Consider the following 22,827-nt stretch of genomic DNA (forward strand, 5'->3'; position numbering starts at 1 on the left):
ATCAACAGGTTTTCCATCTATTGAAAAAACAAAAAAACTGAAGCAAAGAGGGGGACTTTGCTTCAGTCAAGTTGACTATATTCACCTGTACGTCTGAGATACACTCTCTTGGACTTCGATGCTATAGTATGCGTAGATGCGTACGTCTGCATCCTCTTCTGCCTAAATCAGCAAATGTTTTAAGCGATTTCAGCCGGAGAGTTCTGCGTTTTGGACTTTCGTCACTTCAGAATATGCTGACGGCATGTTATTGTCACTTCACCCGGTTTTCGAATGTGTTGACCAAGTCTTCCATCTCATGGGTTTTCACTCTGGCCATTAAGGATTCTACGGCCGTTTCTACCTTCTGCCCGTTAAATAATACTTGGTGAAGCGCTTCTGTGATCGGCATTTTCACTTGATATTTTTGTGACAGCTGATACGCAGCTTTCGTCGTCCGCACGCCTTCAACAACCATGCCCATCTTATCCAGGACAGCTTCCAGCTTGTATCCTTTGCCGAGCAGGTTGCCGGCGCGCCAGTTTCGGGAATGAACGCTTGTACACGTCACGATTAAATCGCCTACGCCGGTCAGGCCGGAAAAGGTGAGCGGATTTCCGCTCATCTTTGTGCCGAGTCTGGCGATTTCAGCAAGACCTCGGGTGATTAAGGCCGCTTTTGCATTATCTCCGTATCCCAATCCATCTGTAATCCCCGCTGCAAGAGCGATGATATTCTTTAACGCTCCCCCTATTTCAACACCGATCATATCCGGATTTGTATAGACGCGGAAATGCTGGTTCATGAATAAATCCTGAACCGCTTCTGCAGCCTTGATATTTTTTGAAGATGATGTAACAGTCGTCGGGTGTCTTAATCCGACTTCCTCAGCGTGGCTCGGCCCTGAAAGCACGACGATGTCTTTTCTGTACTCCTCAGGCAGCTCCTCTTCCATTAATTCTGAAATGCGGAGAAGCGAATCCGGCTCAATTCCCTTGCTGACATGAACAAAAATCGATTGTTTCGGGATGTACGGCAGAGCCTTTTTCAGCACTTCCCGAATGGCTTTTGTCGGAACTGCCACAATGATGAAGTCAGCTCCTTTTAAAGCCTCGCTTAAATCGGCTGTCCCGATGATAGAACTTGATAGCTCCACCCCCGGCAGGTAATCTTTGTTTTCATGCAGTTCGTTGATTTGATCGATCAATTCGGCACGGTGTCCCCACATCATGACTTGATGTCCGTTATCAGCCAGCACTAAAGAAAGTGCAGTGCCCCAGCTTCCCGCTCCAAGCATTGCCACTTTTTTCATCTCTGTATCACACCTTTTTATTTTCTTGCTCTTGCAAATATTTTAATTGGCGTACCTTCAAATCCGAAAGCGTCCCGGATTCGGTTTTCTAAAAAGCGTTCATAAGAAAAATGCATCAGTTCCGGATCGTTGACAAAAACAACGAAGCTCGGCGGCTTAACAGCGACTTGAGTCGCATAATAAATTTTCAGACGGGAGCCGTTGTGCGTCGGAGTCGGATTCATGGCGACCGCATCCATGATGACATCATTTAAGACATTTGTCTGCACGCGGAGAGAGTGGTTTTCACTCGCTTTAATAATCGCAGGCATGAGTGTATGAATCCGCTTTGTCGTCAGTGCCGACATAAACAGCACCGGCGCATAATCGAGAAATTGGAAATGCTCCCGAATATTCTGTTCAAATTCTTTCATCGTGCGCTCGTCCTTATCAACGGCATCCCATTTGTTTACGATAATGACGACGGCTTTCCCGGCTTCATGGGCGTATCCGGCGATCCGCTTGTCCTGCTCAAGGATGCCTTCTTCTGCATTCAGCACAACGCCGACGACGTCTGAGCGGTCAATGGCTTTTAACGCCCGCAGCACACTGTATTTTTCTGTTGTTTCATATACTTTACCCTTTTTTCTCATTCCCGCCGTGTCAACGATTACGAATTCCTGCTGATTGTAAGTGAACGCCGTATCTACAGCGTCTCTAGTCGTTCCGGCTACGTTGCTCACGATAACCCGCTCTTCGCCGAGCATCGCATTGACAAGGGATGATTTTCCGACATTCGGGCGGCCGATCAGGCAGAATTGAACGACATCATCACTGTACTTCGTCTCCGGAATGTTTTTAAAATGCTCGGCACAAGCATCGAGCAAATCTCCCAATCCTAAACCGTGTGTGCCCGAAATCGGATACGGTTCTCCAAAGCCGAGCGCATAAAAGTCGTAGATGTTCGCTCTCATTTCGGTATTATCTAATTTATTAACGGCTAATACGACCGGTTTTTTCGTCCGGTACAGTATTTTTGCCACTTCTTCATCCGCAGACGTCACACCTTCGCGGCCGTTCACCATAAAGATGATCACATCAGCCTCGTCCATGGCGATTTCAGCCTGCTGGCGGATCTGTGTCAGAAACGGTTCGTCTCCGATATCAATTCCGCCCGTATCAATCAGGTTAAAATCATAATTCAGCCATTCCGCCGAACTGTATATCCGGTCCCGCGTCACTCCGGGGGTATCTTCTACTATTGAAATTCTTTCACCCGCAATCCGGTTAAAGATTGTGGATTTTCCCACATTCGGTCTTCCGACAATGGCTACGACAGGTTTACCCATAGTACCCTTCCTTTCAATCCAGCCGCTTACATTTTCACAAAAAATTGTTCAACCGGTTATTAAAAATCATCTTCGCTATGAAAAGAACCCTTCAAACAGAAGGGCTTAACTCATTTATTATATCAGTTTTCACTGAGATCACAATGTATTCTTCAAAATGTTTCGCATTCATGTAACAGTCTCCGTCTGTTTTCAAGACATTTTTGTCGCTCCTTTGCCCTGCTTTTTGCTTTTTTGGCTGATGCGCGCCGCAAGCTGTTCATATGTAGTCAGCCCGACGAGAAGAATCACTCCCGCCGAACAGCCTGAAAGCCATTTATAATCACCGACGGCTGCTGCACCCGCAATGTTGCGGATGACCGCAGCATACAATAACTCCCCCTGGCACATGCCGAGAACAAAAAGACAAAGCCTCTCAGGGAACCGCCCCTCAACAGAAAGCGTAATAACGGTAAGCAGTATAACCGCCGCCCATTCAGGTTTTATGATAAACCAAACAGGGTCATATAATGCAAAAAGAAAAATAAAGCCGTATGCCGCAGACGCCGTCAGATGAATCACAATATGACGGAGCCGTTTATGCATGCCGAGGCTTCCCGCATAAACAAATGCCGCAGCAAAAAACATGACATATGCCGCGTTCAGCGTAAAATAAGCCGTTATCTGATGTATGCTTGCCATCATATTAGTCAAAATAAAGACTGATACGTAAAAACGGCTTTTTGTTTTGGCAAAAATAAAAGTCGCAAGTATCCATAAAAACCACATTGACCAGTAATAATAAAACGGTTCCATAATCGCTCCTCCTCTGACCAGTATGGAGCGGGAACGCATTTTTTAAACCAATTATGCCTGAAAGGAGCGGATAAGGATGGGAAAAGACAGACAGGAGAAAAAACTGAAAGCCTCCCGCCGGGTGGAATCTGATCGCGATGATTCGATTCACCATAAAGGAGCGACAAGCCTTGAACAAAACGGTGAATTCCGAAAAAGAAAATCGTAAAAAACAGAAAAAGGCATGCGGGTTCGCATGCCTTTTAACGTCTGCTGAAACGGGACGTGTCAATTCCCCGTTCAGAAAGCCAGTGATGTGTGCCACCTTTTATGACCAAAGGCGCCTTTTGCAATTGGGCAACCGATTGGCATCCGAGGGCGGTCATAATCATTTTCAGCTCTTGTAAAAGCGCCGTCATCTCGTCAAACAGGCCCTCTTCTCCTTTGGAGGTGAGAGCTTTCAGGAAAGTGCCCGCCATTCCCGCGCCAGAAGCGCCGAGGGCAATCGATTTGGCGACATCCAGGGCACTTTGCAGCCCGCCGGATGCGATAATTGATTGATCAGCGGAGAGCGAGTGGATTTCCGCTAAGCTTGCGGCAGTGGAAATTCCCCATGTATTAAAAAATTGAAGCGCCTTCTCTCTGCGCATATTTTCAATCTTAGAGAAATTTGTACCGCCGTATCCGCCGGCATCAACTGCTGCCGCGCCGGCATCAAATAACTGCCGTGCCGATTCCCTGCTCATTCCGAAGCCGACTTCTTTGACAAAAACGGGAACTCCCGCTTCCGCCGCAATCCGCTCAATACGGCCGAGAGCGCCGGTAAAGCTTCTGTCTCCCTCTGGCATGACGATCTCCTGAATCACATTTAAATGAATCTGGAGGGCATCTGCTTGAATCATATCAATTGCCCTTTTCGCCTGCTCGGCATCCGCCTCGCTGCCTAAATTGGCAAATATCAGCCCGTCCGGATTCTCTTTTCTGACGATCTCGTAAGAATACCGTTCGGAGGGATCTTTTAAAGCCGACATTTGCGAACCGACAGCCAGCGGCATGCCGGCTTTGCGCGCGGCTCTTGCCAGCGATCTGTTAATTTCGTATGTAAGCTGTCCGCCGCCGCCTGTCATCGCATTGATAAAAATCGGCGAACTGCTTGTGAGTCCGCCGATTTTCGTTGATATATCCACTTTTTCCAATGCTAGGTTCGGTAGGCTGACATGAACAAACGTAATATCATCAAGCCCCGTTTCCCGGTTTTGACCGGTAGACAGCGCATGATTTATATGTTCTCTTTTTCGTTCTGCTCGTGTCACGTTTTATCACCAATTTATTTTAATTTATTAAGCTTGTCTCCGATTAAATCGCCAAGCTGGAAGCCGGTGCTCGGCTCTTCTTTCGCCTGGTATTGACGGAAGTCCTCCTGATCGGCTTTCGGCGCTTCTTCAAGCTCACGCATGCTTAAGGAAATGCGCTCTTCGCTTTCGTTCACGTCAAGCACTTTCACTTTAACAGTCTGTCCTTCTTCAAGCACTTCATGCGGCGTTCCGATATGTTTATTGGAAATTTGCGAAATGTGCACAAGTCCTTCCACGCCCGGAAGAATTTCAACGAAGGCGCCGAAGCTTACAAGGCGCTGCACTTTTCCTTCAAGCACATCTCCCTGTTTTACCTTTTCGCCGATCTGGCTCCAAGGTCCCGGCAGCGTTTCTTTAATAGATAAAGAAATACGCTCATTATCGCGGTCTACGGACAGTACTTTCACTTTTACGTCCTGACCTTCCTCCACCACGTCAGACGGTTTTTCGACGTGTGAATGAGACAGCTGCGAAATATGAACAAGCCCGTCAATTCCGCCGATGTCGACAAATGCGCCGAAATCAGTCAGACGCTGCACTTTTCCTTCAAGCACGCTTCCAACTTCAAGCGTTTGGAGAAAATCATGCTTTTTGGCTGTCTGTTCTTTTTCCACTACAGCCCGGTGTGACAGAATCACCCGGTTTTTATCACGGTCGAGTTCAACGACGATAAGAGAGAGGGTTTTCCCTTTATAGTCAGTGAAATCCTCGACGAAATGAGCTTCGACAAGTGATGCGGGAATGAAGCCGCGAACGCCGATATCAACGACGAGACCGCCTTTCACCACATCTTTCACTTCAGCTTCAAACACTTCTTTTGTGTCGAATTTTTTTTCAAGGTCTTCCCAAGCGCGGTCAGCATCAACGGCACGTTTAGATAAAATCAAAGCATCGTCTTCCACTTTTGTTACTTTCAGGTCAAGCTCGTCGTCAACTTTTACGACATCCGATGCTTTCTCTACATGAAGACTTGATAATTCACTGATTGGAATGATTCCGGACTGTTTGACATTGACAATTTCGACATCTACATGCTTGTCCTCTACCTTTGTCACAATCCCTTTTACTACATCTCCAACCTCTGGCACTTGAACATCAATTTGATTCATTTCCTCTGTCATTTGAATAACCTCCTTGGTCCAAACCTACACAGCTTAATTAATACGGTTTGAAAGCTGAACATGTGAATGTCCGCTTTTCAGCCGAATATGTATTAAAGAATCATCCAAAAAAGATTTTGAATGATCAATAAAAAGTTTTATTAGTATTAACTTCTAATAAAAGGACTGGTTTGTCAAGCAATAACATCTTGTCTTTTGAAAAAAAATTAAAAAGCGCTCCGCCCGAAGTTAACGTGATTTCTGTTCGACGATCTCCAGAATTTTTCCTGCGACTTCGGCAATGCTGAGTGACGTCGTATCGATTTCAATCGCGTCTTCCGCTTTGCGCAGCGGGGAAACTTCCCTCTCTGAATCGAGTTTGTCGCGTCTGGCAATTTCTTCAATGAGCGTCTCGTAATTCACGTCATAGCCTTTTTTCTTATTCTCTTCATATCGGCGCTTCGCTCTTTCCTCTACGGACGCGAGCAGAAAAATTTTCACTTCGGCATCAGGCAGCACGTGAGTACCGATATCACGGCCGTCCATGACGACACCGCCTTTTTGTCCGAGCTGCTGCTGTCTTTTAACCATTTCTTCTCTGACGCCTTTATGCTTGGCGGCGATGGATACTTGGTTGCTGACTTCGTCTTTTCGGATTTCTTCTGTCACATCTTCTCCGTTTACGAGAACGATTTGTCCTTCCGGAGCGGATACAAGCTCAATTTCCGTACGCTTCAAAAGCTCTGTAAGCGCGGATTCATCGGTTAAATCGGCATTCTGCTTGAGCGCCGTGTATGTAATGGCACGATACATCGCCCCTGTATCAATGTACACATATGATTTTTTCTCAGCCACTATTTTAGCAACGGTGCTTTTTCCGGCAGCGGCCGGCCCGTCGATCGCAATTGATAATTTCTTGTCCATAATCTCTCTCCTTGCTCTTTACTCCTCTATGGATTGTATCATGAACTGCCGGAAAAGGGGCGAAAAAATTGAGCTGATTTACCGCTTTACCGTTTCAATCCATTCTTTTTTCTCCATTTTATCAACTCCCTCATATTTCACGGCTTTCGAAATATAAGGTTCAATAGGCTGATAATGAAGCAAAAACTGCACCGCGCCCAAAATGATAAGCTGAATGCAGACCAATTTGACCAGCAGACGTTCAAACGTTTTCATACACGCGCACCTCCATTAGGATTAGTATGGAAAAGTGCGCTGCTGTTTATTCCGACAGACTGTTTCTTCTCTGCTGCAGCTGCGCGCGCATACAATATTGGAGTAAAAGCTGCTGCGCTGCGGGGCCGATTTCTGTAAATTCAAGCGTCATTTTTTGTTTATCCGCCTTTTCATCATAAAAAATCCGCTGGGTAAGAGCCTCAGCCGTTATATCCGCCTCCTTTTCCTTGCCGGGAAGAGAAAATGAGACATACAGCTTTTCACCTGGTTCCGCGGAAATATGCTCAGGCATCACAACAGCGATTCCGCCAGCGCTGATATTAGAGGAAACCGTTTGGAAAGCGGTTTTTTTCGCTTCCATTTTGACAGATACATCCAATACTGCTTCTGCACGGACGTATCGGCGTCTTTGAATCCGCTTCATTTCCTTCTGAGGGGGGATGTCCAATCCGATCATCGGGATGGGTTCTTTTTTCTTTCCTTTGATTATGCTTTTAAATTGATACGGTACTTGGCCATTCCCCATAAATTCCGCTGTTATTTCCAATCCTTTATGCAAAAAGACCGTCCGTCCCGAATCCAGATCGACGGGATATGAGATATGGAGTTCGCCGTTTTCAACGCTTACTGCTTTGCTCCTCGCTTTTTTGGGCTCATTGTTCTCTATGTATTCAATCCAAATATAATCTCCGACAGCTATCATGGGCCTTCACTCTTTCATTATTTATGCTTTTATTAAAGCATGTAATGAAAAAAAGGAAAAGACTTTTAGTCCTTTCCTCCTTTATTTTTATAGGTCTTTATATATAGGCTCTGCACTTTTTAATTTTTCTATTTTTTCCTCTTTTCCGTCGTCCGCATTAATGAACATTTGATACGTGTCTTTCCCGATCGTCCCGAGCATTTCGTAGCAAAGCACTTCCTGACCGAGTTCATTCGTGATCAGCGCCTGCCGGGTCTCCCGCACTTCAACATTTTTATTCAGCTTCGCTTTCGCTTCATCAGCTGACAAAGCGGGAGCCGGAATCGTTCTCGTGCGGTGCGCCGCCAGGTAATCACGCGCGGAAAAACCGACGACTTCACCATCATCCAGCGCCACTTTCATTCGGATGGCTTCCGGATAAATGCGGACGTTTTTCTCCACGGGAATAAAAGAAAAGACGCCGATGTTATTATATTGCGCGCTTTCATCAATTTCGAGGCCTTTTGTTTCATATCCGTTTTTCTTTAAAAACGCGACGGCCCGGTTAGATGCTTCATTGAGGCTGATCTTTTGTTTCTTCACGCCCCGTTTTTGAATCAAATAGACAGGATGTCCCCCTTTTTGGGTAATATCCATATAGATAAAAGATTTGTGATCCGCGTCATTCATGCGGATACTGTATACATCCCGATTCGTCTTCCGGCCGCTTTTGACCACTTTAATGGAATAATTATGATCAGGCGCAAACCGTTCCGCGATTTTTACCGCTTCTTTTTCCGTAATTTGTTTTCCTTTCAGATGCGTAAACCCTTTTCGTTCTGTATTTGCGCTTGTAAACGTAGGGCTGGTACTGTCTTCAGAAAAAGCGCCTACATTTTTTTCGACTGTTTTAAAGCTGTCGACGATCGTATTATCGCTTTGTTTTTTGTCAGAGGCGAGCGCCATCTCAACATCCATCCACCGTAAATTTTTGCTCATGACGAGATGCTGAACGCTGCGGAGCTGGTTTTGAATGTTCTCGGCCTGTTTGTACAGGCTGTTCAGTGTTGTATATTCTTTCTTATCAAGCGGTTTTTGGTCTAAATCCCGGACGGATGTTTTATAGCTGAAATCTCCTATATTGGATAAAAACTCCTCCGTCTTATTAAAAGGCATGAGAGTCAGGGGCAGCTGGCTCACATTGTTATGTGCTTCAGATGTAATTCTCCATACATCAATGAGCGCCGGAGACAGAGATTTTTTACTGTTCATTGCAAGCGTCGTCCCGATTTTGTCGTGAAGCTGATCAACATGGTACGTCAGTTCATGAAAAGCCCTCTGATAATTATTTTCCGCGTGCAGAAGGACCGCATCTTTTTCCTGATGCTCTTTATATCCCCAGTATCCGGTTGCGGCGATCGCGACACCGAGAACAGCGATAATGATTCCTCTAATCATGTTAACACCTCATTTTGCGTACTTTTACTCACAGAAAATGTGCTTTCCGATTCTTTTAATCTGCGGACGTCCCCAAATCCATTTGCTTGTCGCCGTATCAGGATTGAAATAATAAAGCGCGTTTTCAGAAGGGTCCCATCCGTTGATCGCATCAAGAACCGCTTCTTTTGCTCTTTCATTCGGCTGCATGTATATTTGGCCGTCGGCAACGGCGGTAAACGCGAGCGGTTCGAAAATGACGCCGGCCACCGTATTCGGAAATAACGGGCTTTTAATACGGTTTAAAATAACCGCGGCGATGGCAACCTGTCCTTCAAACGGCTCACCGCGCGCTTCCCCGTACACAGCCTGCGCCAGAAGATTGATGTCGTTGTTTGAGAAACCGCCAGGCATATTGGCCGCTGTCGTATTTTGCTTTTGATTTGACTGACCGCCTGTATTGTTTTGCGGCTTTTGAGCAGGCTTATTCGTTCCCGCCGGCTTCTGCGCTCCGGCTCTCGGTTTTGTTTGGTTTTCCAATGGGACGTTGCCATAATGAGTGAACGTATTCCCTTTTTGGATCTGCTCCATTACATATTCACGGTAATATTTTGATTTTGAAATCAGCACCTGTTTGGTTTTCGCCCCGACGAGGCCGTCAACCGGCTTCATGCCGAATTTCTCCTGAAAATTTCTCACGGCCCAGTATGTGGTCCAGCCGTAAACACCATCGATTTTCCCGTTATAAAATCCGTTATATTGAAGACGGGCCTGCAATTCTATAACATCATCACCCGTCGCGCCTCTTTGAATCACTTGATTTGAAAACGCATGAACCGTTTCATGATGATCGAAGAAAGCGGCGGCGAAAGAAAATAGAATGAGACATGCCATAAAGGCTCCTTTGCACTTCATCTCTTCAAGCCTCCTACTGCAAAATTTAAAGTGTACCCGTATTGTCTGTCACGCGGATATTTTTATACACCGTTTCCTTCTTATCCCTCATCAAGGCATAAAAAAAGAAACCGCACGCGATGCGCGGTTTCTTCACACTTGGATCATATTGACGGAGCGTGCTTTTTTTGCCTTTCGCAGCCCGAACCACCATAAAAACAGCATAAACGGCAGCATATAATATACCCAATGATTGAGGGCGGTAAGAATAAAATCGTACGAACCGTGCAGACATGAAGGGACGGCCAGCGAAATCACAAGCCATTTGACACGGGCTTTTTTCTGCGAAAAGCGGGCTTTTCCGAGATAAAACCCCATAATCACTCCGATCAGCGCATGGCAGGAGACCGGCAGAAGCGCCCTTATGAAAGCATGCTCAACGCCGTGGCCGAATAAATACAGAATATTTTCAAGCGTGGCAAAGCCTAAAGACACACTGGCCCCGTAAACGATTCCGTCATAATGCTCATCAAAATGAGCATGCGGGTACACACTGATCATCAGAACGAACCATTTCACCGATTCTTCCAAAAATCCCGAAGACAAAAACGAAACGAAAAAGCTTCCTCCCCCCACATGCTCTTTTTCAAAAACATATTGGATAAACATGGTCGGAAACACAAGGACAACCCCGAGAAAAAAAGACCTCAGCACCATATGTACGGGTTCATTGTCATACTGATCTTTTAAATAAAAATAGCTTAACAGCGCAATGCCGGGAGCAATTCCTGCAGAGATGATTGCAAACATCAGGCAACCTCTTTCCTTTATATTCCTATATCTATGGTACCATGTTGTTCATATTTTTACATCTTTCAATTTTTTTAAAAAAGAGCATATGAATGATCATATGCTCTCTGCACCCAGCCGTTTTGATATTTCATTTGCGATCAAGCCGCCGTGAAAACGGCCGTTCTCGATAAAAATTTCATTGGCGTTATTTCCAGCCGCAATGACTCCGGCGATAAAAACACCGTCAACATTTGTTTCCATCGTTTCTTCCCGGAAAAACGGCCGGCCTGATTCCGCATCAATCCGCACACCGATTTTTTCGAGGAAACCGTGATCGGGATGGTATCCCGTCATGGCAAATACGAAATCGTTTTTCAGCCGGACCGTCTCATTTCGGCCGGAGCGGAAAATGATTTCATCTTCCGTCACTTCTTCAAGACAAGCGCCGAATTCCATCCGGATTGTGCCGTTTCTGACAAGGGCCTCAAACTCAGGCAGAATCCACGGCTTGATGCTCGGGGAGTACTCATGTCCTCTGTAGAGCACCGTGACGCGCGCACCGGACTTCACGAGTTCCAAAGCCGCGTCCACACTTGAGTTTTTCCCGCCGATCACAGCAACATCTTTATCAAAATAAGGATGGCCTTCTTTAAAGTAATGAAATACCTTAGGAAGCCCTTCACCCGGTATGTTCATATAATTCGGATGATCATAATATCCTGTCGCAATGATACAAAACGGAGTGAGGTAGCGGTCTTTTGACGTTTCTACAAGAAAACGGCCGTCTTCCTGTTTCGTTACGCGCTCCACCGTTTCAAAGGCGTTTACGCGCAGCTCTTTTCTTCTGACAACCTCTCTGTAATAAGAGAGAGCCTGTATTCGGACCGGTTTTCTGTTTTCCGTAATAAAGGCAACATCGCCGATCTCCAATTTTTCACTTGAACTGAAAAAAGTTTGGTGGGTCGGATAGTTATAAATGCTGTTTACGACATTCCCTTTTTCGATCACAAGCGCGTTCACGCCAATTTGCTTCAGATGTATAGCCGCCGATAATCCGCAAGGACCTCCGCCTATTATAATTGCTTTTTCTTCTGTCATGTCCTTCAACTCCTGCGATTGGCATTTCCATCATAAGTTTCCACTCATATAAAAAATCTCCTATATTATCATAGGAGATTTTTTTTGTTTATGCAAACGATTGGTTTATATCCAGCCTCTGAAACGCGAAGCCTCAGCCATTTTCCGCACGCCGACCATGTAAGCCGCAAGCCTCATGTCAATCCGGCGGTTTTGGGACATTTCATAAATATTATTAAACGATTTTATCATCATATTTTCCAGTTTTTCCTCGACTTCTTCTTCACTCCAGTAGAAGCCCTGGTTGTTTTGAACCCATTCGAAATAAGAAACCGTTACACCGCCGGCGCTCGCCAGAACATCGGGAACCAGCAGCGTTCCTTTGTCTGTCAGGATTTTCGTTCCTTCCAGTGTCGTCGGTCCGTTTGCCGCTTCTACCACGATTTTCGCTTTGATGCGGTCAGCGTTTTCTTCTGTAATTTGGTTTTCGATCGCCGCCGGGACAAGTATATCACAGTCCAGCTCAAGCAGCTCCTGATTCGTAATGGTGTCATTGAAAAGCTTCGTCACCGTTCCGAAGCTGTCTCTGCGGTCAAGCAGATAATCAATATCAAGACCGTCCGGATCGTAAAGGCCTCCGTACGCGTCAGAAATTCCGACAACTTTCGCGCCGGCGTCATGCATAAACTTAGCCAGATAGCTGCCCGCATTTCCGAAACCTTGTACGACGACGCGCGCGTTCTGAATATCGAGACCTTTTTTCTTGGCCGCTTCTTTTATGCAGATGGTGACGCCTTTTGCCGTCGCTGATTCCCTGCCGTGGGATCCGCCGAGTACAAGCGGTTTTCCCGTAATAAAGCCGGGTGAGTTAAATTCATCAATTCTTGAATATTCATCCATCATCCAAGCCATAATCTGTGAGTTTGTAAATACGTCAGGTGCCGGGACGTCTTTAGTCGGTCCGACAATCTGACTGATTGCTCTTACATATCCCCTGCTCAGCCTTTCAAGCTCTCTGAATGACATATTTCTCGGATCACAAACAATTCCGCCTTTACCACCGCCATAAGGAAGATCAATAATTCCGCATTTTAAACTCATCCAGATGGAAAGTGCTTTCACCTCTTTTTCAGTTACATTCGGGTGAAAACGAATGCCGCCTTTTGTCGGACCTACGGAATCATTGTGCTGCGCACGATAGCCTGTAAATATTTTCACAGACCCGTCATCCATCCGAACAGGAATTTTAACCGTTAATAATCTGAGCGGCTCTTTCAGCAGTTCATACACTTCTTCTGGATACCCCAATTTTTCCAGAGCTTTATGTATTACGGTTTGGGTTGATTTTAATACATCATGTTTGTCTTCTTCATTATGACCGGTGAATCGATCGGCTGCCATTTGAGTTAACCTCCTAAAATCTTCTGTTTCTCTCATGCTCCCTTTCAGTGACTAGTATACACCTTCAATATCTCCGTGCATAGAAGAAAGACAATGATTTTTCCATTATTTCGCTTAAAAAAAGACGGCCGCTGAAAACAGCTGCCGCTTCAAATCTTTTTTATGAAAAATGTTTCTGGATGGTCTCCACAGCATTGCCGTCCATGATGAGTTTTCCGTACTCATGGAGCCTGTAAATCGTAATCGTCGCCGGGTGTCCGTATTCAGCCAGCACCGCGATGACACCTTCGGCGGAACGGGAGCCGAGGTCTTCAAGGCTTACATAGTATTGGTTCTCATAGTGGTAGACGGTGCCGCCGGTAATCCCGATTCGGTGAAGGCTTCCGGCTAGCTGAATGATATCTTCAAACGAATGGAACTGATAAATAATATCCGGGCTTTCGTCAAGTTTGACCTGCATCTCGATATAATCATCGTCATATTCGTCATCTTCTGCGTCCGCGTCATGATTTTTCGTTACAATCACAACCATACCTTGTGCCTGAAGAGAATATACTTCCACCGCGATCGGACCATTCGCTTCAAAGCCGAGCTCTGTATTTGCTTCATTCATCATATCTTTAAATAACTGGTGGACTTTAAACGAGTCCTTCCAGAGGTCTTCTTTTGTCAGTCCCCGATCAGTCAGATCGTCGAGGGTTAAAAAGATTTTAATCTTATTATAGTTCAGACGCTCAAGCCGCATAATGTTCCCTCCTGCCTCTTCTTGCACACAAATCATATAACACAGTATATGAATAAATGAGTCATAGGTTCTTAATTTGTTATCAGTTTACACCGTGTACAGCGGGAAGACAAGCAGAATGCCGTTTTTTATCACCGCGGCCGGGTTTGTTTCAGGAAAACGGCTCATCCGGTCCGCACAGCGTAATCATATGCGTCTCCGGCTTCGCCCCGAGCCTCAGCGGAACTTTTGTCGTCCCGTAGCCGTTGCTGATCAGGTAATGCGCTTTTTTTACCGTTCCCGTCCCGCCCAATTCATACGGCCCGAACCGGCCGAAACGGATTTGGCCGCCATGCGTATGGCCGCTGAACACAGCGTCAATCCCGTCTGACTCCCTCATCTGCTCATGGATGTCAGGATTATGGCAAAGCAGGAGGTTTACTTTGTCAGCATCCGTATATCTGATTGCAGATTCGTAATCATCCATCATCATCCTGATATCATCCACCCCGCAGATCGTAACGGTTTCCCCTTTATAAGCAAACTGAACCGATTCATTTCTCAGCGGAATCACTTTGTATGCCCGTAAAAGTGAGAGCAATTTTTGCTGGCTGACCTCGTAATCATTATTTCCCCACACATAAATGACAGGCGCGAGAGCCGTCAGACGTTTGATGTTTTCTTCAATTCTGGCGTAAGGAACTCCGCCCTCCGCCAAATCACCGCCGAGCAAAACGGCATCCGGCTTATAAACTGCCGCTTCGCGGAGAAGCTTTTCATCAATTAAACGGCGGTGCACGTCAGATATAAAGAAGATGGTGAGCGGCTTCATCCCTTTCATTTTATCAAGCGTAAATGTATGTGTTTTCAAATGGCTGCCGTTTGCCGTTTTGTACATGACGGCCGCCATAACCGCAGCCGCTCCCGCCAATGTGCCGAGAATTCCCGCTGTAAGCTTCATAAACGCACTCTCCATTCTGTCATTGTCTTACATTAGACGGACAAACAAAAAAAGACGTTTCTATCCTTTCCGGAAAACGCCTCATTTTATTTGCTTTCAAAATAAAGATTGATATCATACCGATGTTTCATCAAGTGAAAAACAGATTCTCTCGCCCTCCATTTTTCAGGCTGGGGCCATAAATCCGTGCTTTTTTGGATAATTTCACATCTCAGTTTATGAAATTCACCCTCAGCTTTTTCTTCCTTTTTTTTAAAATAATAAGAAGTGCAGTACGCAAAAGCGGAAGCCATAATCCAGCACAAATAAACCGTATGGCCTAATATTTCCTGCAGAATCAGCTGCGGAGAGGCTTGGGGGGCATTAAAGCTTTTAAACATCAGCAGTATACACATCAGGGAAAAACAAACGAGGGACGCCCACTGCCATCTTCGGCATTGTGCGGCATAATTTTCGTATTTTAATTTCCGTTTCACCAGCGCCTGAAGCATTTGTTTCGTCGGTCCGTCAGCAAATCGGTCTAATTGCTTCCATAAAGAATCCATGCGCTTCACACCTTGTCCGTTTTCATTGGTACACTATATGAAAAACACGGTGAAAACATGCATTTATTTTAATCAGACAGCGGAATGTTCAGAACCTGGCCGGTGTACACGTCGTTTCCGTTTAATCCGTTGTAGCTGCGGATTTTCTCTTCGCCCGCCCGGCTTTTATAATATTTCATTGAAATGCGGTAAAGCGTTTCTTTCGGCTGTACAGTATGCTGTACGGTCCGCACTTTTTTCGGGACAGTCCCGGCTTGATCACTCGCGGCAGCCGGAGCCGCTTTTTCACGGACAGCCGGCGGAGACTGCTGTTTTGTCTCCGCGTATTCGGTGTCTGTCGGCTTTACTTGTTTTTCTGAGGGTGTTTCCGTTTTTTCAGGTGTTTTTTCACTTGGTTTTTCTTTTGTTTTTTCAGATGCAGCCGCTTCTTTCTTATCTTTGTCGTCAGACTTTTTTTTCGGTTGTTCTAAAAGAGCGGTTTCTGACGTTTCTTTCTGAGCGCCTTTCGGAATAACGGCAGGCGCGCTTTCACTGTGGTCAATGAAGACATCTTCATAGTCCTTCGGGTCAAATCTGCTGCTGTTCGTCATATAAAGAAGACCGAAAAAGACACCGATTGTTACGATAATGAACAGGACGGTCAGAAAAGTGAACAGCGGCGTTTTTGTTTTGGTTTTTTCCTTCACCTGCTCTTCCTTTTTTTTACGCTCCTCTTTTACAGATTGTCTTGTCGGGAGGCTGTCTTCAAGATATTCAATTTGTTCATCCGCGGCCGCGGCAACCTGCTGCTCGGCACGCAGCTGAGCTTTTCTTCTTTCAACTCTTGACATTTCCGTCATAGAAACCCCTCCTAACATATTGAAAACGGATCTGACAGGCAAATACCGCATCAATAATAAAATGCGCTGTAACCGGAACGAATAAATTGCCGGTCCATTCATAGATAAGCCCCAGCAAAAGACTGATGCCCGCAACCATCATAAACAGAAGCCACTTCGCCATGTATCTGAAATGAAGCACGGTAAAAATGAAGCTGGCGGCCCATAAGCCGATATGTGTCTGCAGAACGCCTCTGAACAAAATCTCTTCGCTGAACGAAATGAGAAGCGTCAAAAATAAAATGTGCAGAACCGGCCTGTTCTTAAAAAGCAATACATTAATGCCGCCGTCATCATATAAATGCGAAGGACACCATTTCATCACCGCCAGATCGGCAAAAATGACAAGGACGGCAAGAGTTACACCGTACCATATGATATTATCGTCACGTATATGCCACAGCTTTAAAAAATCGTGAATGTCGGTGAAAAAGAAAAAGCCGATAACAGCTGAAACCGCCAATATGAGCAATTGGGTGGCATACAGCTGTATCACAATCTCCCGGTCTGAGAGCTGCTGGATCAATTCGCTTTGCCGTCTCAGCTGAACTCACCCGCAGACTCTGAACCGAAAATCCGGCCTAATTCCAGCTTCCAATCTTCAAACCGTTCCATGTTTTTCCGTTCTCCTTTTTGCTCGTACGGAGCCAGATCAAGTCCGCAGCTGCTGCAGCATTGTCCGGTTTGACCTTCAGGCTCATACGATTCATCAAAATAAGACAGCAGCGCTTCTCTTATACATTCTTTCCGCTCTAATAACGCCGAAAAACAGTTCATTTTACGCAGCTTCTTTTCCACGCGGTATGTCAGTTCTTCCTGCAGCTGCTCTTTTGTGGTTTTTCCTTGCAGATACAGATGGACGGCCGTTCGCGCCTGTGTTTCCTGTACGCCCTTGTTGATCAGAACGTCCCGAAGCTTTCGCTCATCACCCGTACCGGCATCCCGTATGACGGCCAGAATGCCTTCCAGATCATAATCAGACAGGCTTTCTGTCTGAATAATCTGCTGCTGAAGCTCGGTATCGCCGGGCGCCCTCAGCAAAATACTGACACTCGGGCTGCCGTCGCGTCCCGCTCTGCCGATTTCCTGCATAAAGGCCTCGGCCGTTTGAGGAGGATAAAAGTGAATGACAAAGCGGATATCTGACTTATCCACACCCATGCCGAACGCATTGGTACAGCAGATGCAATCAAGCTGGTTATGGATAAATTGCTGCTGGATCAAGATTCTGTCCCCTGTATCCATTCCGCCGTGATAATAATCCGTCCGCTTTCCCGTTTTTTCATTCAGCTCAGCCGCAAGCTCTTCCGCCCATTTCCTGGTCGGACAATATATGATACCCGGGCCTTCAAGCTTTTCGGCAAGCTCCGTGAGCCTGCTTATTTTTTCGGCATTATCAGCCAAATGTTCTGCCGCCAGGAGAATATTCGGCCGGTTGACTGAATAAAGATGACGCACAGCATGCTCAAGTCCGAGCACATCCGTCACGTCTCTGAGCGTTTCTTTTGTCGCTGTTGCGGTCAGCGCCAATACAGGCGGCTTTCCGAGTGCCTGTCTGAAAGGCCCGAGCTTCGAATAATCAGGCCTGAAATCATGTCCCCATTCTGATATGCAATGAGCCTCATCAATAACAAATAAACTGACCGGAACGTTTTTCAAACGGTTCAGTACATAAGGTGAAGAAAGGGCTTCAGGAGACATATAGAGAAATTTATACCGGCTGATGTTGCTGAGAATAAAATGCCGCTCTGCGGAATTCAGCATGCTGTTTAATGCCGCAACCCGCTTTTCTCCTTTTGCTTTCAGCTGTTGCACCTGATCTTCCATTAATGAAAGAAGCGGTGAAATAATCAGCACCAGCCCGTCCATCATGTAACCCGGGAGCTGATAGCATAATGATTTCCCCCCGCCGGTCGGAAGCATGGCGATCGTATCCTTTTTTTGGAGCACGCTAGTCATAATCTCTTCCTGCCCTTTTTTAAAGGAATGCAAACCAAAATACCTGGATAAAGCTTTATGCAGCTCAGTCATGCTGATTCACCGTCTTTGCCAGCGCCAGCCTGATCTGGAAATAGCTGAAGCGCATCTGCATTCCTTCGCGAATCCGTTTAATTTTATTCGTTTGATGCTGTTTTGCAAATGCCGTTATCATACGCTGTTCCTCTTCAGAAAGATACTGTTCTATAAAAAATGCAGGCTGATGCAATGATATTTCTACGATATGGTCTTCGATTGTGGCGGTTTTTAAATTTCTGACCGCGGCGATCCGTTCAATCGGAAACCCTTTTTCCAACAGCTCAAAGGTTTTTCTGGCAGACTGTGTCAGCGCGCTTTCCGCCTGCAGATCGGACAACAGCTCGCGCAGAGCGGGATATGCACATTGCGGAAGCGATTGAATAACATAATGTACCGCTCCCCAAAACTGGACGGACACATACCATTCATCTTCGTTCAGCTGGAGAGCGAGCTGCTTATTCGTTTTGCCGATTCTGTTGAATGAAGTTAAAGAATAGACAAAAATAAGCGCCTGCCGTTCACTTACGCCTTGCAGAAGCTGAAACAGCGCGTCATGCATTTGGATGGAAAGCTCTTTAGCATCTCTGTTTTTCCGCATGAACCGTTTGACCCATCTCAGCGTCTGCACATCGTTGGTAACCGGGATATATTGACTGCATTGATGCTCTTTGTTTGACAGGACTTGAATGAGCAGGGAAAGCCGCCTCCACAGAGTGACGGCAGGCGTTTGATAATTCGCGCCGTGGCAGTGCTTCGGCCAAGGCCGCTCGGCAAACGCCCGTTCAAGCCTTTGAACGCCGCGCGCAGTCACTTTCCACGTTCCCTCTTCTTTTCCGGCTGTAATGTATGAGTTCTCGGTGAGTTTATGCAAAGAAGCAGCAATATCGCCACGTTCACACTGTGAAGCCATGCCGAAATATTTAGCGATCTGAAATAAGCCGGCATCCTGAATGGTTTGAGACGACTTTTTTCCTTTTAATAAATGAAACACAGCACTCGGAGTCCGTTCGCCGTCTATTTTGTCCAGACAGTCGAGAACCACGGTATCAAAGTAGTTTATCGCCAATCTAAACACACCTACATTTCTTTTGTGACAAGTTTCGTTTTTTGGTTCTTTTTATTTTAACAGATTTTCATATAAATTTGACGTTTAAAGTCATCTTTTAGGGGGAAGTGCTAAAGAGAATCCCTTATGTGATAAGCATTCTCAATCATTTTTCTGTTGAAATTTGACACTAACATCATTACAATAAGTAAGAGGAATAGGTGTTATATTTAAAAATATATAAGGTAAACCATTTGTTCCAACACGAACAATCTGGGAGGTTTTATTCATGGCAAAGTACACAATTGTAGATAAAGATACGTGTATTGCATGCGGCGCCTGCGGAGCTGCGGCACCAGACATTTATGATTATGATGATGAAGGCATTGCGTTCGTTACGCTTGACGAAAATAAAGGTGTCGTCGAAGTTCCGGAAGTTCTGGAAGAAGATATGATTGACGCATTTGAAGGATGCCCTACTGATTCAATCAAAGTTGCGGATGAACCGTTCGAAGGCGACCCGCTGAAATACGAATAAAAAAGCCCTCCCCGTGAGAGGAGCTTTTTCGTCCTGAATAAGACTCCGGCTGTTATCGGCCGGAGTCTTATTTTTTTGCCGATCAGCACAAACAAAAAAAGCGCCCGGCTGTTCTTCACAGAGCGGACGCTTTAAGCCTTTATTGTGTTTGGATGCTGCGTTTTTGTTCAATCCAAGGTTTCAGCTTCGTAAAGATGAACGTAAAGACGATGGTGATGATAATGCCTTTTACAATGTTAAACGGCAGAATTCCTGCGACAACCGCCGTTTTCAACTGGCTGTTTGACAATGCCGGTGAATGTAAAAACCAAGTATACGCGGGCAGGATAAGAATATAGTTCAAAATACTCATCAGCACGGTCATCGCCGCGGTTCCGGCCAGCAGGCTCACTGCAAGCCCTTTTGCAGAATTAAGCTTTTTAAACATAAACGCCGTCGGCAGAATAAACAGCGTTCCCGCGATAAAATTGGCTGCCTGCCCGACAGGCACGCCGGCCATGCTTCCTTGAATGATATACTGCAGAATATTTTTAATCGCTTCAACCGCAATCCCCGCCGCAGGCCCGTAAACCAAAATGGCGATAATTGCAGGAACGTCACTGAAATCAATTTTCAAGTAATCCGGCAGCCCCGGAAACGGGAAATTTAACAGCATAAGCACAAACGCAATACTGCTAAGCATACTGATGACAACTAATTTTTTTACTTTCACAATGCTCTCTCCTTTTCGATCAAATCTCTCGAAAAGTGGAAAGGTTCTTTGCGCCCCAATAAAAAAACCGCTTTTGTTAAAAAGCGGGAGCTTACTAAGGATTGGCAAAGAAACGTTTGATATAAGCATCAAAACGTCTGCTGAACCTCCATCTTCTCCCATCCAGACTATACTGTCGGCTCCGGAATCTCACCGGATCCTGCCGCCGAAGCAGCTCGCGGGCTTAGAGCGTGATGCTCATCACCGCCGGTAGGGAATTTCACCCTGCCCCGAAGATTGATCTTATGAATTTATTCACATTATATATGATCAAATTGTAATTGTATAGAGAACTGCTCAATTTTATATAAAATATTGATGAAGCCCATTTTAACTGAATTATCGGCTTCCTTTTCTCCTTTACTGCGTCAATACACATTGACACTCTATTAAGAATATGATAAATTATCAGATATTTAGTCAGCTAAACTAGGAGGAAATCTAACAATGTTTCGAGTTTTGGTCTCAGATAAGATGAGCAATGACGGCTTAAAGCCGCTGATGGAATCAGACTTTATAGAAATTGTTCAAAAAAACGTCGCGGATGCAGAAGATGAATTACATACCTTTGATGCCCTGTTAGTCCGCAGTGCCACAAAAGTAACCGAAGAATTGTTTAAAAAGATGACTTCTTTAAAAATCGTCGGCAGAGCCGGTGTCGGCGTAGACAACATCGACATTGATGAGGCCACAAAACATGGAGTTATCGTGATAAACGCGCCGAATGGAAACACCATTTCAACGGCAGAGCATACATTCGCGATGATTTCTTCATTAATGAGACACATCCCGCAAGCCAATATCTCAGTAAAATCAAGAGAATGGAACCGGACGGCTTTTGTCGGGGCGGAGCTCTACGGAAAGACTTTAGGCATTGTCGGTCTGGGCCGGATCGGAAGTGAGATTGCCCAGCGCGCCAGAGCGTTCGGTATGACGGTTCATGTATTCGATCCTTTCTTAACCGAAGAGAGAGCCGGCAAAATCGGCGTAAACAGCCGGACATTCGAAGAAGTGCTTGAAAGCGCGGATATCATTACCGTCCACACGCCTTTAACAAAGGAAACAAAGGGACTGCTTAACAGAGAAACCATTGCCAAAACGAAAAAAGGCGTCCGTCTTATCAACTGCGCAAGAGGCGGCATTATTGATGAAGCGGCGCTTTTGGAAGCGCTGGAAAGCGGCCATGTCGCAGGCGCTGCCCTTGACGTGTTTGAAGTGGAACCGCCAGTTGAATCAAAGCTTCCCGACCATCCGCTGGTGATCGCCACACCTCACTTAGGCGCTTCAACGAAAGAAGCACAGCTGAATGTCGCGGCACAGGTTTCTGAAGAAGTGCTGCAGTTTGCAAAAGGTCTGCCTGTCATGTCAGCGATCAACCTGCCTGCGATGACGAAAGATGAATTCAAAAAAATCCAGCCTTATCACCAAATTGCCGATAAAATCGGAAGTCTCGTGTCACAATGTATGAAGGAACCTGTCAAAGATGTTGCGATTCAATATGAAGGCACCATCGCCAAACTTGAAACATCATTTATTACAAAAAGCCTGCTGTCCGGTTTCTTAAAACCGCGTGTAGACTCAACGGTCAATGAAGTGAACGCCGGCGGTGTAGCAAAAGAACGCGGTATCAGCTTCAGCGAGAAGATTTCCTCAAATGAATCAGGATATGATAACTGCATCAGCGTAAAAGTAACCGGAGACCGGAGCACATTTACGTTAACGGCTACGTATATCCCTCACTTCGGTGAACGAATCGTTGAACTGAACGGCTTTAATATTGACTTAAATCCTGCCGGCCACCTCGTTTATATCCAGCACCAGGATACGACTGGTGTAATCGGACGCGTCGGACGCATCCTCGGCGATAACGATATCAATATCGCTACCATGCAGGTAGGCCGTAAAGAAAAAGGCGGAGAAGCCATTATGATGCTTTCTTTTGATAAACATTTAGATGATAAAGTCGTCAATGAGCTGACTTCAGTTCAGGATATTGTTTCCGTTAAACTGATTGACCTTCCGTAACCAACAGAAAACCCAAAACATTCATATGTTTTGG

General features: G+C 45.7%; 24 protein-coding genes and 1 riboswitch. Of the genes, 3 read left to right on the plus strand and 21 right to left on the minus strand.

All coding sequences use genetic code 11. The annotated features are described in order from the left end of the window. Positions 1-253: 253 nt before the first annotated feature. From ACWJJS_RS11695 to ACWJJS_RS11705, 3 genes are all read right to left on the minus strand, one after another. The gene (locus ACWJJS_RS11695; RefSeq protein ID WP_454023595.1) at positions 254-1,291 is read right to left on the minus strand and encodes an NAD(P)H-dependent glycerol-3-phosphate dehydrogenase; all 1,038 of its coding nucleotides are present in this window, start codon (positions 1,289-1,291) and stop codon (positions 254-256) included. Positions 1,292-1,308: 17 nt separating this feature from the next. Beyond that, positions 1,309-2,619 (minus strand): ribosome biogenesis GTPase Der, encoded by a 1,311-nt coding sequence (gene der, locus ACWJJS_RS11700; RefSeq protein ID WP_003153433.1) that lies wholly within the window; start codon positions 2,617-2,619, stop codon positions 1,309-1,311. Positions 2,620-2,811: 192 nt separating this feature from the next. Continuing rightward, positions 2,812-3,414: a YphA family membrane protein gene (locus ACWJJS_RS11705; RefSeq protein WP_017418044.1), complete on the minus strand. Its 603-nt coding sequence runs from the start codon at positions 3,412-3,414 to the stop codon at positions 2,812-2,814. Between the two features lie 76 nt (positions 3,415-3,490). On the opposite strand from ACWJJS_RS11705, the gene ACWJJS_RS11710 reads away from it, so the two are divergent. Continuing rightward, a complete protein-coding gene (locus tag ACWJJS_RS11710) occupies positions 3,491-3,622 on the plus strand; it encodes a YpzI family protein (protein ID WP_003153429.1) in 132 nt (43 codons plus the stop codon). A 34-nt stretch (positions 3,623-3,656) separates the two neighbouring features. Here the strand turns inward: ACWJJS_RS11710 and fni are convergent, their stop codons facing one another. From fni to ACWJJS_RS11795, 17 genes are all read right to left on the minus strand, one after another. Further along, positions 3,657-4,706 carry a type 2 isopentenyl-diphosphate Delta-isomerase gene (fni, locus tag ACWJJS_RS11715; RefSeq protein ID WP_278071136.1) on the minus strand — a complete coding sequence of 350 codons (1,050 nt, stop codon included), beginning with the start codon at positions 4,704-4,706 and terminating at the stop codon, positions 3,657-3,659. Between the two features lie 14 nt (positions 4,707-4,720). After that, positions 4,721-5,869 (minus strand): 30S ribosomal protein S1, encoded by a 1,149-nt coding sequence (gene rpsA, locus ACWJJS_RS11720; protein WP_003153426.1) that lies wholly within the window; start codon positions 5,867-5,869, stop codon positions 4,721-4,723. Between the two features lie 228 nt (positions 5,870-6,097). Next, entirely contained in the window at positions 6,098-6,772 is a 675-nt protein-coding gene (gene cmk, locus ACWJJS_RS11725) for a (d)CMP kinase (RefSeq protein ID WP_156734858.1), read from the minus strand. A gap of 78 nt (positions 6,773-6,850) precedes the next feature. After that, positions 6,851-7,027, minus strand: a complete 177-nt coding sequence (locus tag ACWJJS_RS11730) for a YpfB family protein (RefSeq protein ID WP_003153420.1) — start codon at positions 7,025-7,027, stop codon at positions 6,851-6,853. Positions 7,028-7,073: 46 nt separating this feature from the next. Next, positions 7,074-7,730 (minus strand): flagellar brake protein, encoded by a 657-nt coding sequence (locus ACWJJS_RS11735; protein ID WP_077722530.1) that lies wholly within the window; start codon positions 7,728-7,730, stop codon positions 7,074-7,076. An 87-nt stretch (positions 7,731-7,817) separates the two neighbouring features. After that, positions 7,818-9,167 carry a germination protein YpeB gene (gene ypeB, locus ACWJJS_RS11740; protein WP_014305318.1) on the minus strand — a complete coding sequence of 450 codons (1,350 nt, stop codon included), beginning with the start codon at positions 9,165-9,167 and terminating at the stop codon, positions 7,818-7,820. A 24-nt stretch (positions 9,168-9,191) separates the two neighbouring features. Continuing rightward, the gene (sleB, locus tag ACWJJS_RS11745; RefSeq protein WP_015388061.1) at positions 9,192-10,061 is read right to left on the minus strand and encodes a spore cortex-lytic enzyme; all 870 of its coding nucleotides are present in this window, start codon (positions 10,059-10,061) and stop codon (positions 9,192-9,194) included. A 132-nt stretch (positions 10,062-10,193) separates the two neighbouring features. Continuing rightward, positions 10,194-10,850 carry a glutamic-type intramembrane protease PrsW gene (gene prsW / locus ACWJJS_RS11750; protein ID WP_070082044.1) on the minus strand — a complete coding sequence of 219 codons (657 nt, stop codon included), beginning with the start codon at positions 10,848-10,850 and terminating at the stop codon, positions 10,194-10,196. 96 nt (positions 10,851-10,946) lie between these two features. Beyond that, positions 10,947-11,930 carry a YpdA family putative bacillithiol disulfide reductase gene (locus tag ACWJJS_RS11755; protein WP_012117874.1) on the minus strand — a complete coding sequence of 328 codons (984 nt, stop codon included), beginning with the start codon at positions 11,928-11,930 and terminating at the stop codon, positions 10,947-10,949. Positions 11,931-12,035: 105 nt separating this feature from the next. Continuing rightward, complete coding sequence (gene gudB / locus ACWJJS_RS11760) at positions 12,036-13,310, minus strand: NAD-specific glutamate dehydrogenase (protein ID WP_003153413.1); 1,275 nt, start codon at positions 13,308-13,310, stop codon at positions 12,036-12,038. A gap of 160 nt (positions 13,311-13,470) precedes the next feature. Beyond that, positions 13,471-14,055 (minus strand): genetic competence negative regulator, encoded by a 585-nt coding sequence (locus tag ACWJJS_RS11765; RefSeq protein ID WP_003153412.1) that lies wholly within the window; start codon positions 14,053-14,055, stop codon positions 13,471-13,473. Positions 14,056-14,206: 151 nt separating this feature from the next. After that, complete coding sequence (locus ACWJJS_RS11770) at positions 14,207-14,995, minus strand: metallophosphoesterase (protein ID WP_017418049.1); 789 nt, start codon at positions 14,993-14,995, stop codon at positions 14,207-14,209. An 86-nt stretch (positions 14,996-15,081) separates the two neighbouring features. Beyond that, positions 15,082-15,540 carry a YpbF family protein gene (locus tag ACWJJS_RS11775; RefSeq protein ID WP_007409443.1) on the minus strand — a complete coding sequence of 153 codons (459 nt, stop codon included), beginning with the start codon at positions 15,538-15,540 and terminating at the stop codon, positions 15,082-15,084. Between the two features lie 68 nt (positions 15,541-15,608). Next, on the minus strand, positions 15,609-16,379 hold the full coding sequence (locus tag ACWJJS_RS11780; RefSeq protein ID WP_071391679.1) for a LysM peptidoglycan-binding domain-containing protein: 771 nt from the start codon (positions 16,377-16,379) through the stop codon (positions 15,609-15,611). Continuing rightward, positions 16,357-16,944 carry a CPBP family intramembrane glutamic endopeptidase gene (locus tag ACWJJS_RS11785; protein WP_025649801.1) on the minus strand — a complete coding sequence of 196 codons (588 nt, stop codon included), beginning with the start codon at positions 16,942-16,944 and terminating at the stop codon, positions 16,357-16,359. The genes ACWJJS_RS11780 and ACWJJS_RS11785 overlap by 23 nt, the downstream gene beginning before the upstream one ends. 14 nt (positions 16,945-16,958) lie before the next feature. Beyond that, positions 16,959-18,449, minus strand: a complete 1,491-nt coding sequence (locus ACWJJS_RS11790) for a RecQ family ATP-dependent DNA helicase (RefSeq protein WP_151140299.1) — start codon at positions 18,447-18,449, stop codon at positions 16,959-16,961. After that, on the minus strand, positions 18,442-19,500 hold the full coding sequence (locus ACWJJS_RS11795; RefSeq protein ID WP_146284411.1) for a helix-turn-helix domain-containing protein: 1,059 nt from the start codon (positions 19,498-19,500) through the stop codon (positions 18,442-18,444). Before ACWJJS_RS11795 ends, ACWJJS_RS11790 begins: the two co-directional genes overlap by 8 nt. A 268-nt stretch (positions 19,501-19,768) precedes the next feature. Here ACWJJS_RS11795 and ACWJJS_RS11800 point away from each other — a divergent pair, with 268 nt between their 5' ends. Beyond that, complete coding sequence (locus ACWJJS_RS11800) at positions 19,769-20,017, plus strand: ferredoxin (protein ID WP_003153403.1); 249 nt, start codon at positions 19,769-19,771, stop codon at positions 20,015-20,017. A 139-nt stretch (positions 20,018-20,156) separates the two neighbouring features. Here the strand turns inward: ACWJJS_RS11800 and ACWJJS_RS11805 are convergent, their stop codons facing one another. Further along, positions 20,157-20,729 (minus strand): ECF transporter S component, encoded by a 573-nt coding sequence (locus tag ACWJJS_RS11805; RefSeq protein ID WP_003153402.1) that lies wholly within the window; start codon positions 20,727-20,729, stop codon positions 20,157-20,159. A gap of 146 nt (positions 20,730-20,875) precedes the next feature. Beyond that, a riboswitch (FMN riboswitch) is annotated at positions 20,876-21,010 on the minus strand. A 205-nt stretch (positions 21,011-21,215) separates the two neighbouring features. Between ACWJJS_RS11805 and serA the strand changes: the two genes are divergently transcribed. After that, positions 21,216-22,793 (plus strand): phosphoglycerate dehydrogenase, encoded by a 1,578-nt coding sequence (serA, locus tag ACWJJS_RS11810; RefSeq protein ID WP_003153401.1) that lies wholly within the window; start codon positions 21,216-21,218, stop codon positions 22,791-22,793. The last annotated feature ends 34 nt before the right edge of the window (positions 22,794-22,827 follow it).

The sequence above is a fragment of the Bacillus sp. JK106 genome (genome assembly GCF_053663355.1).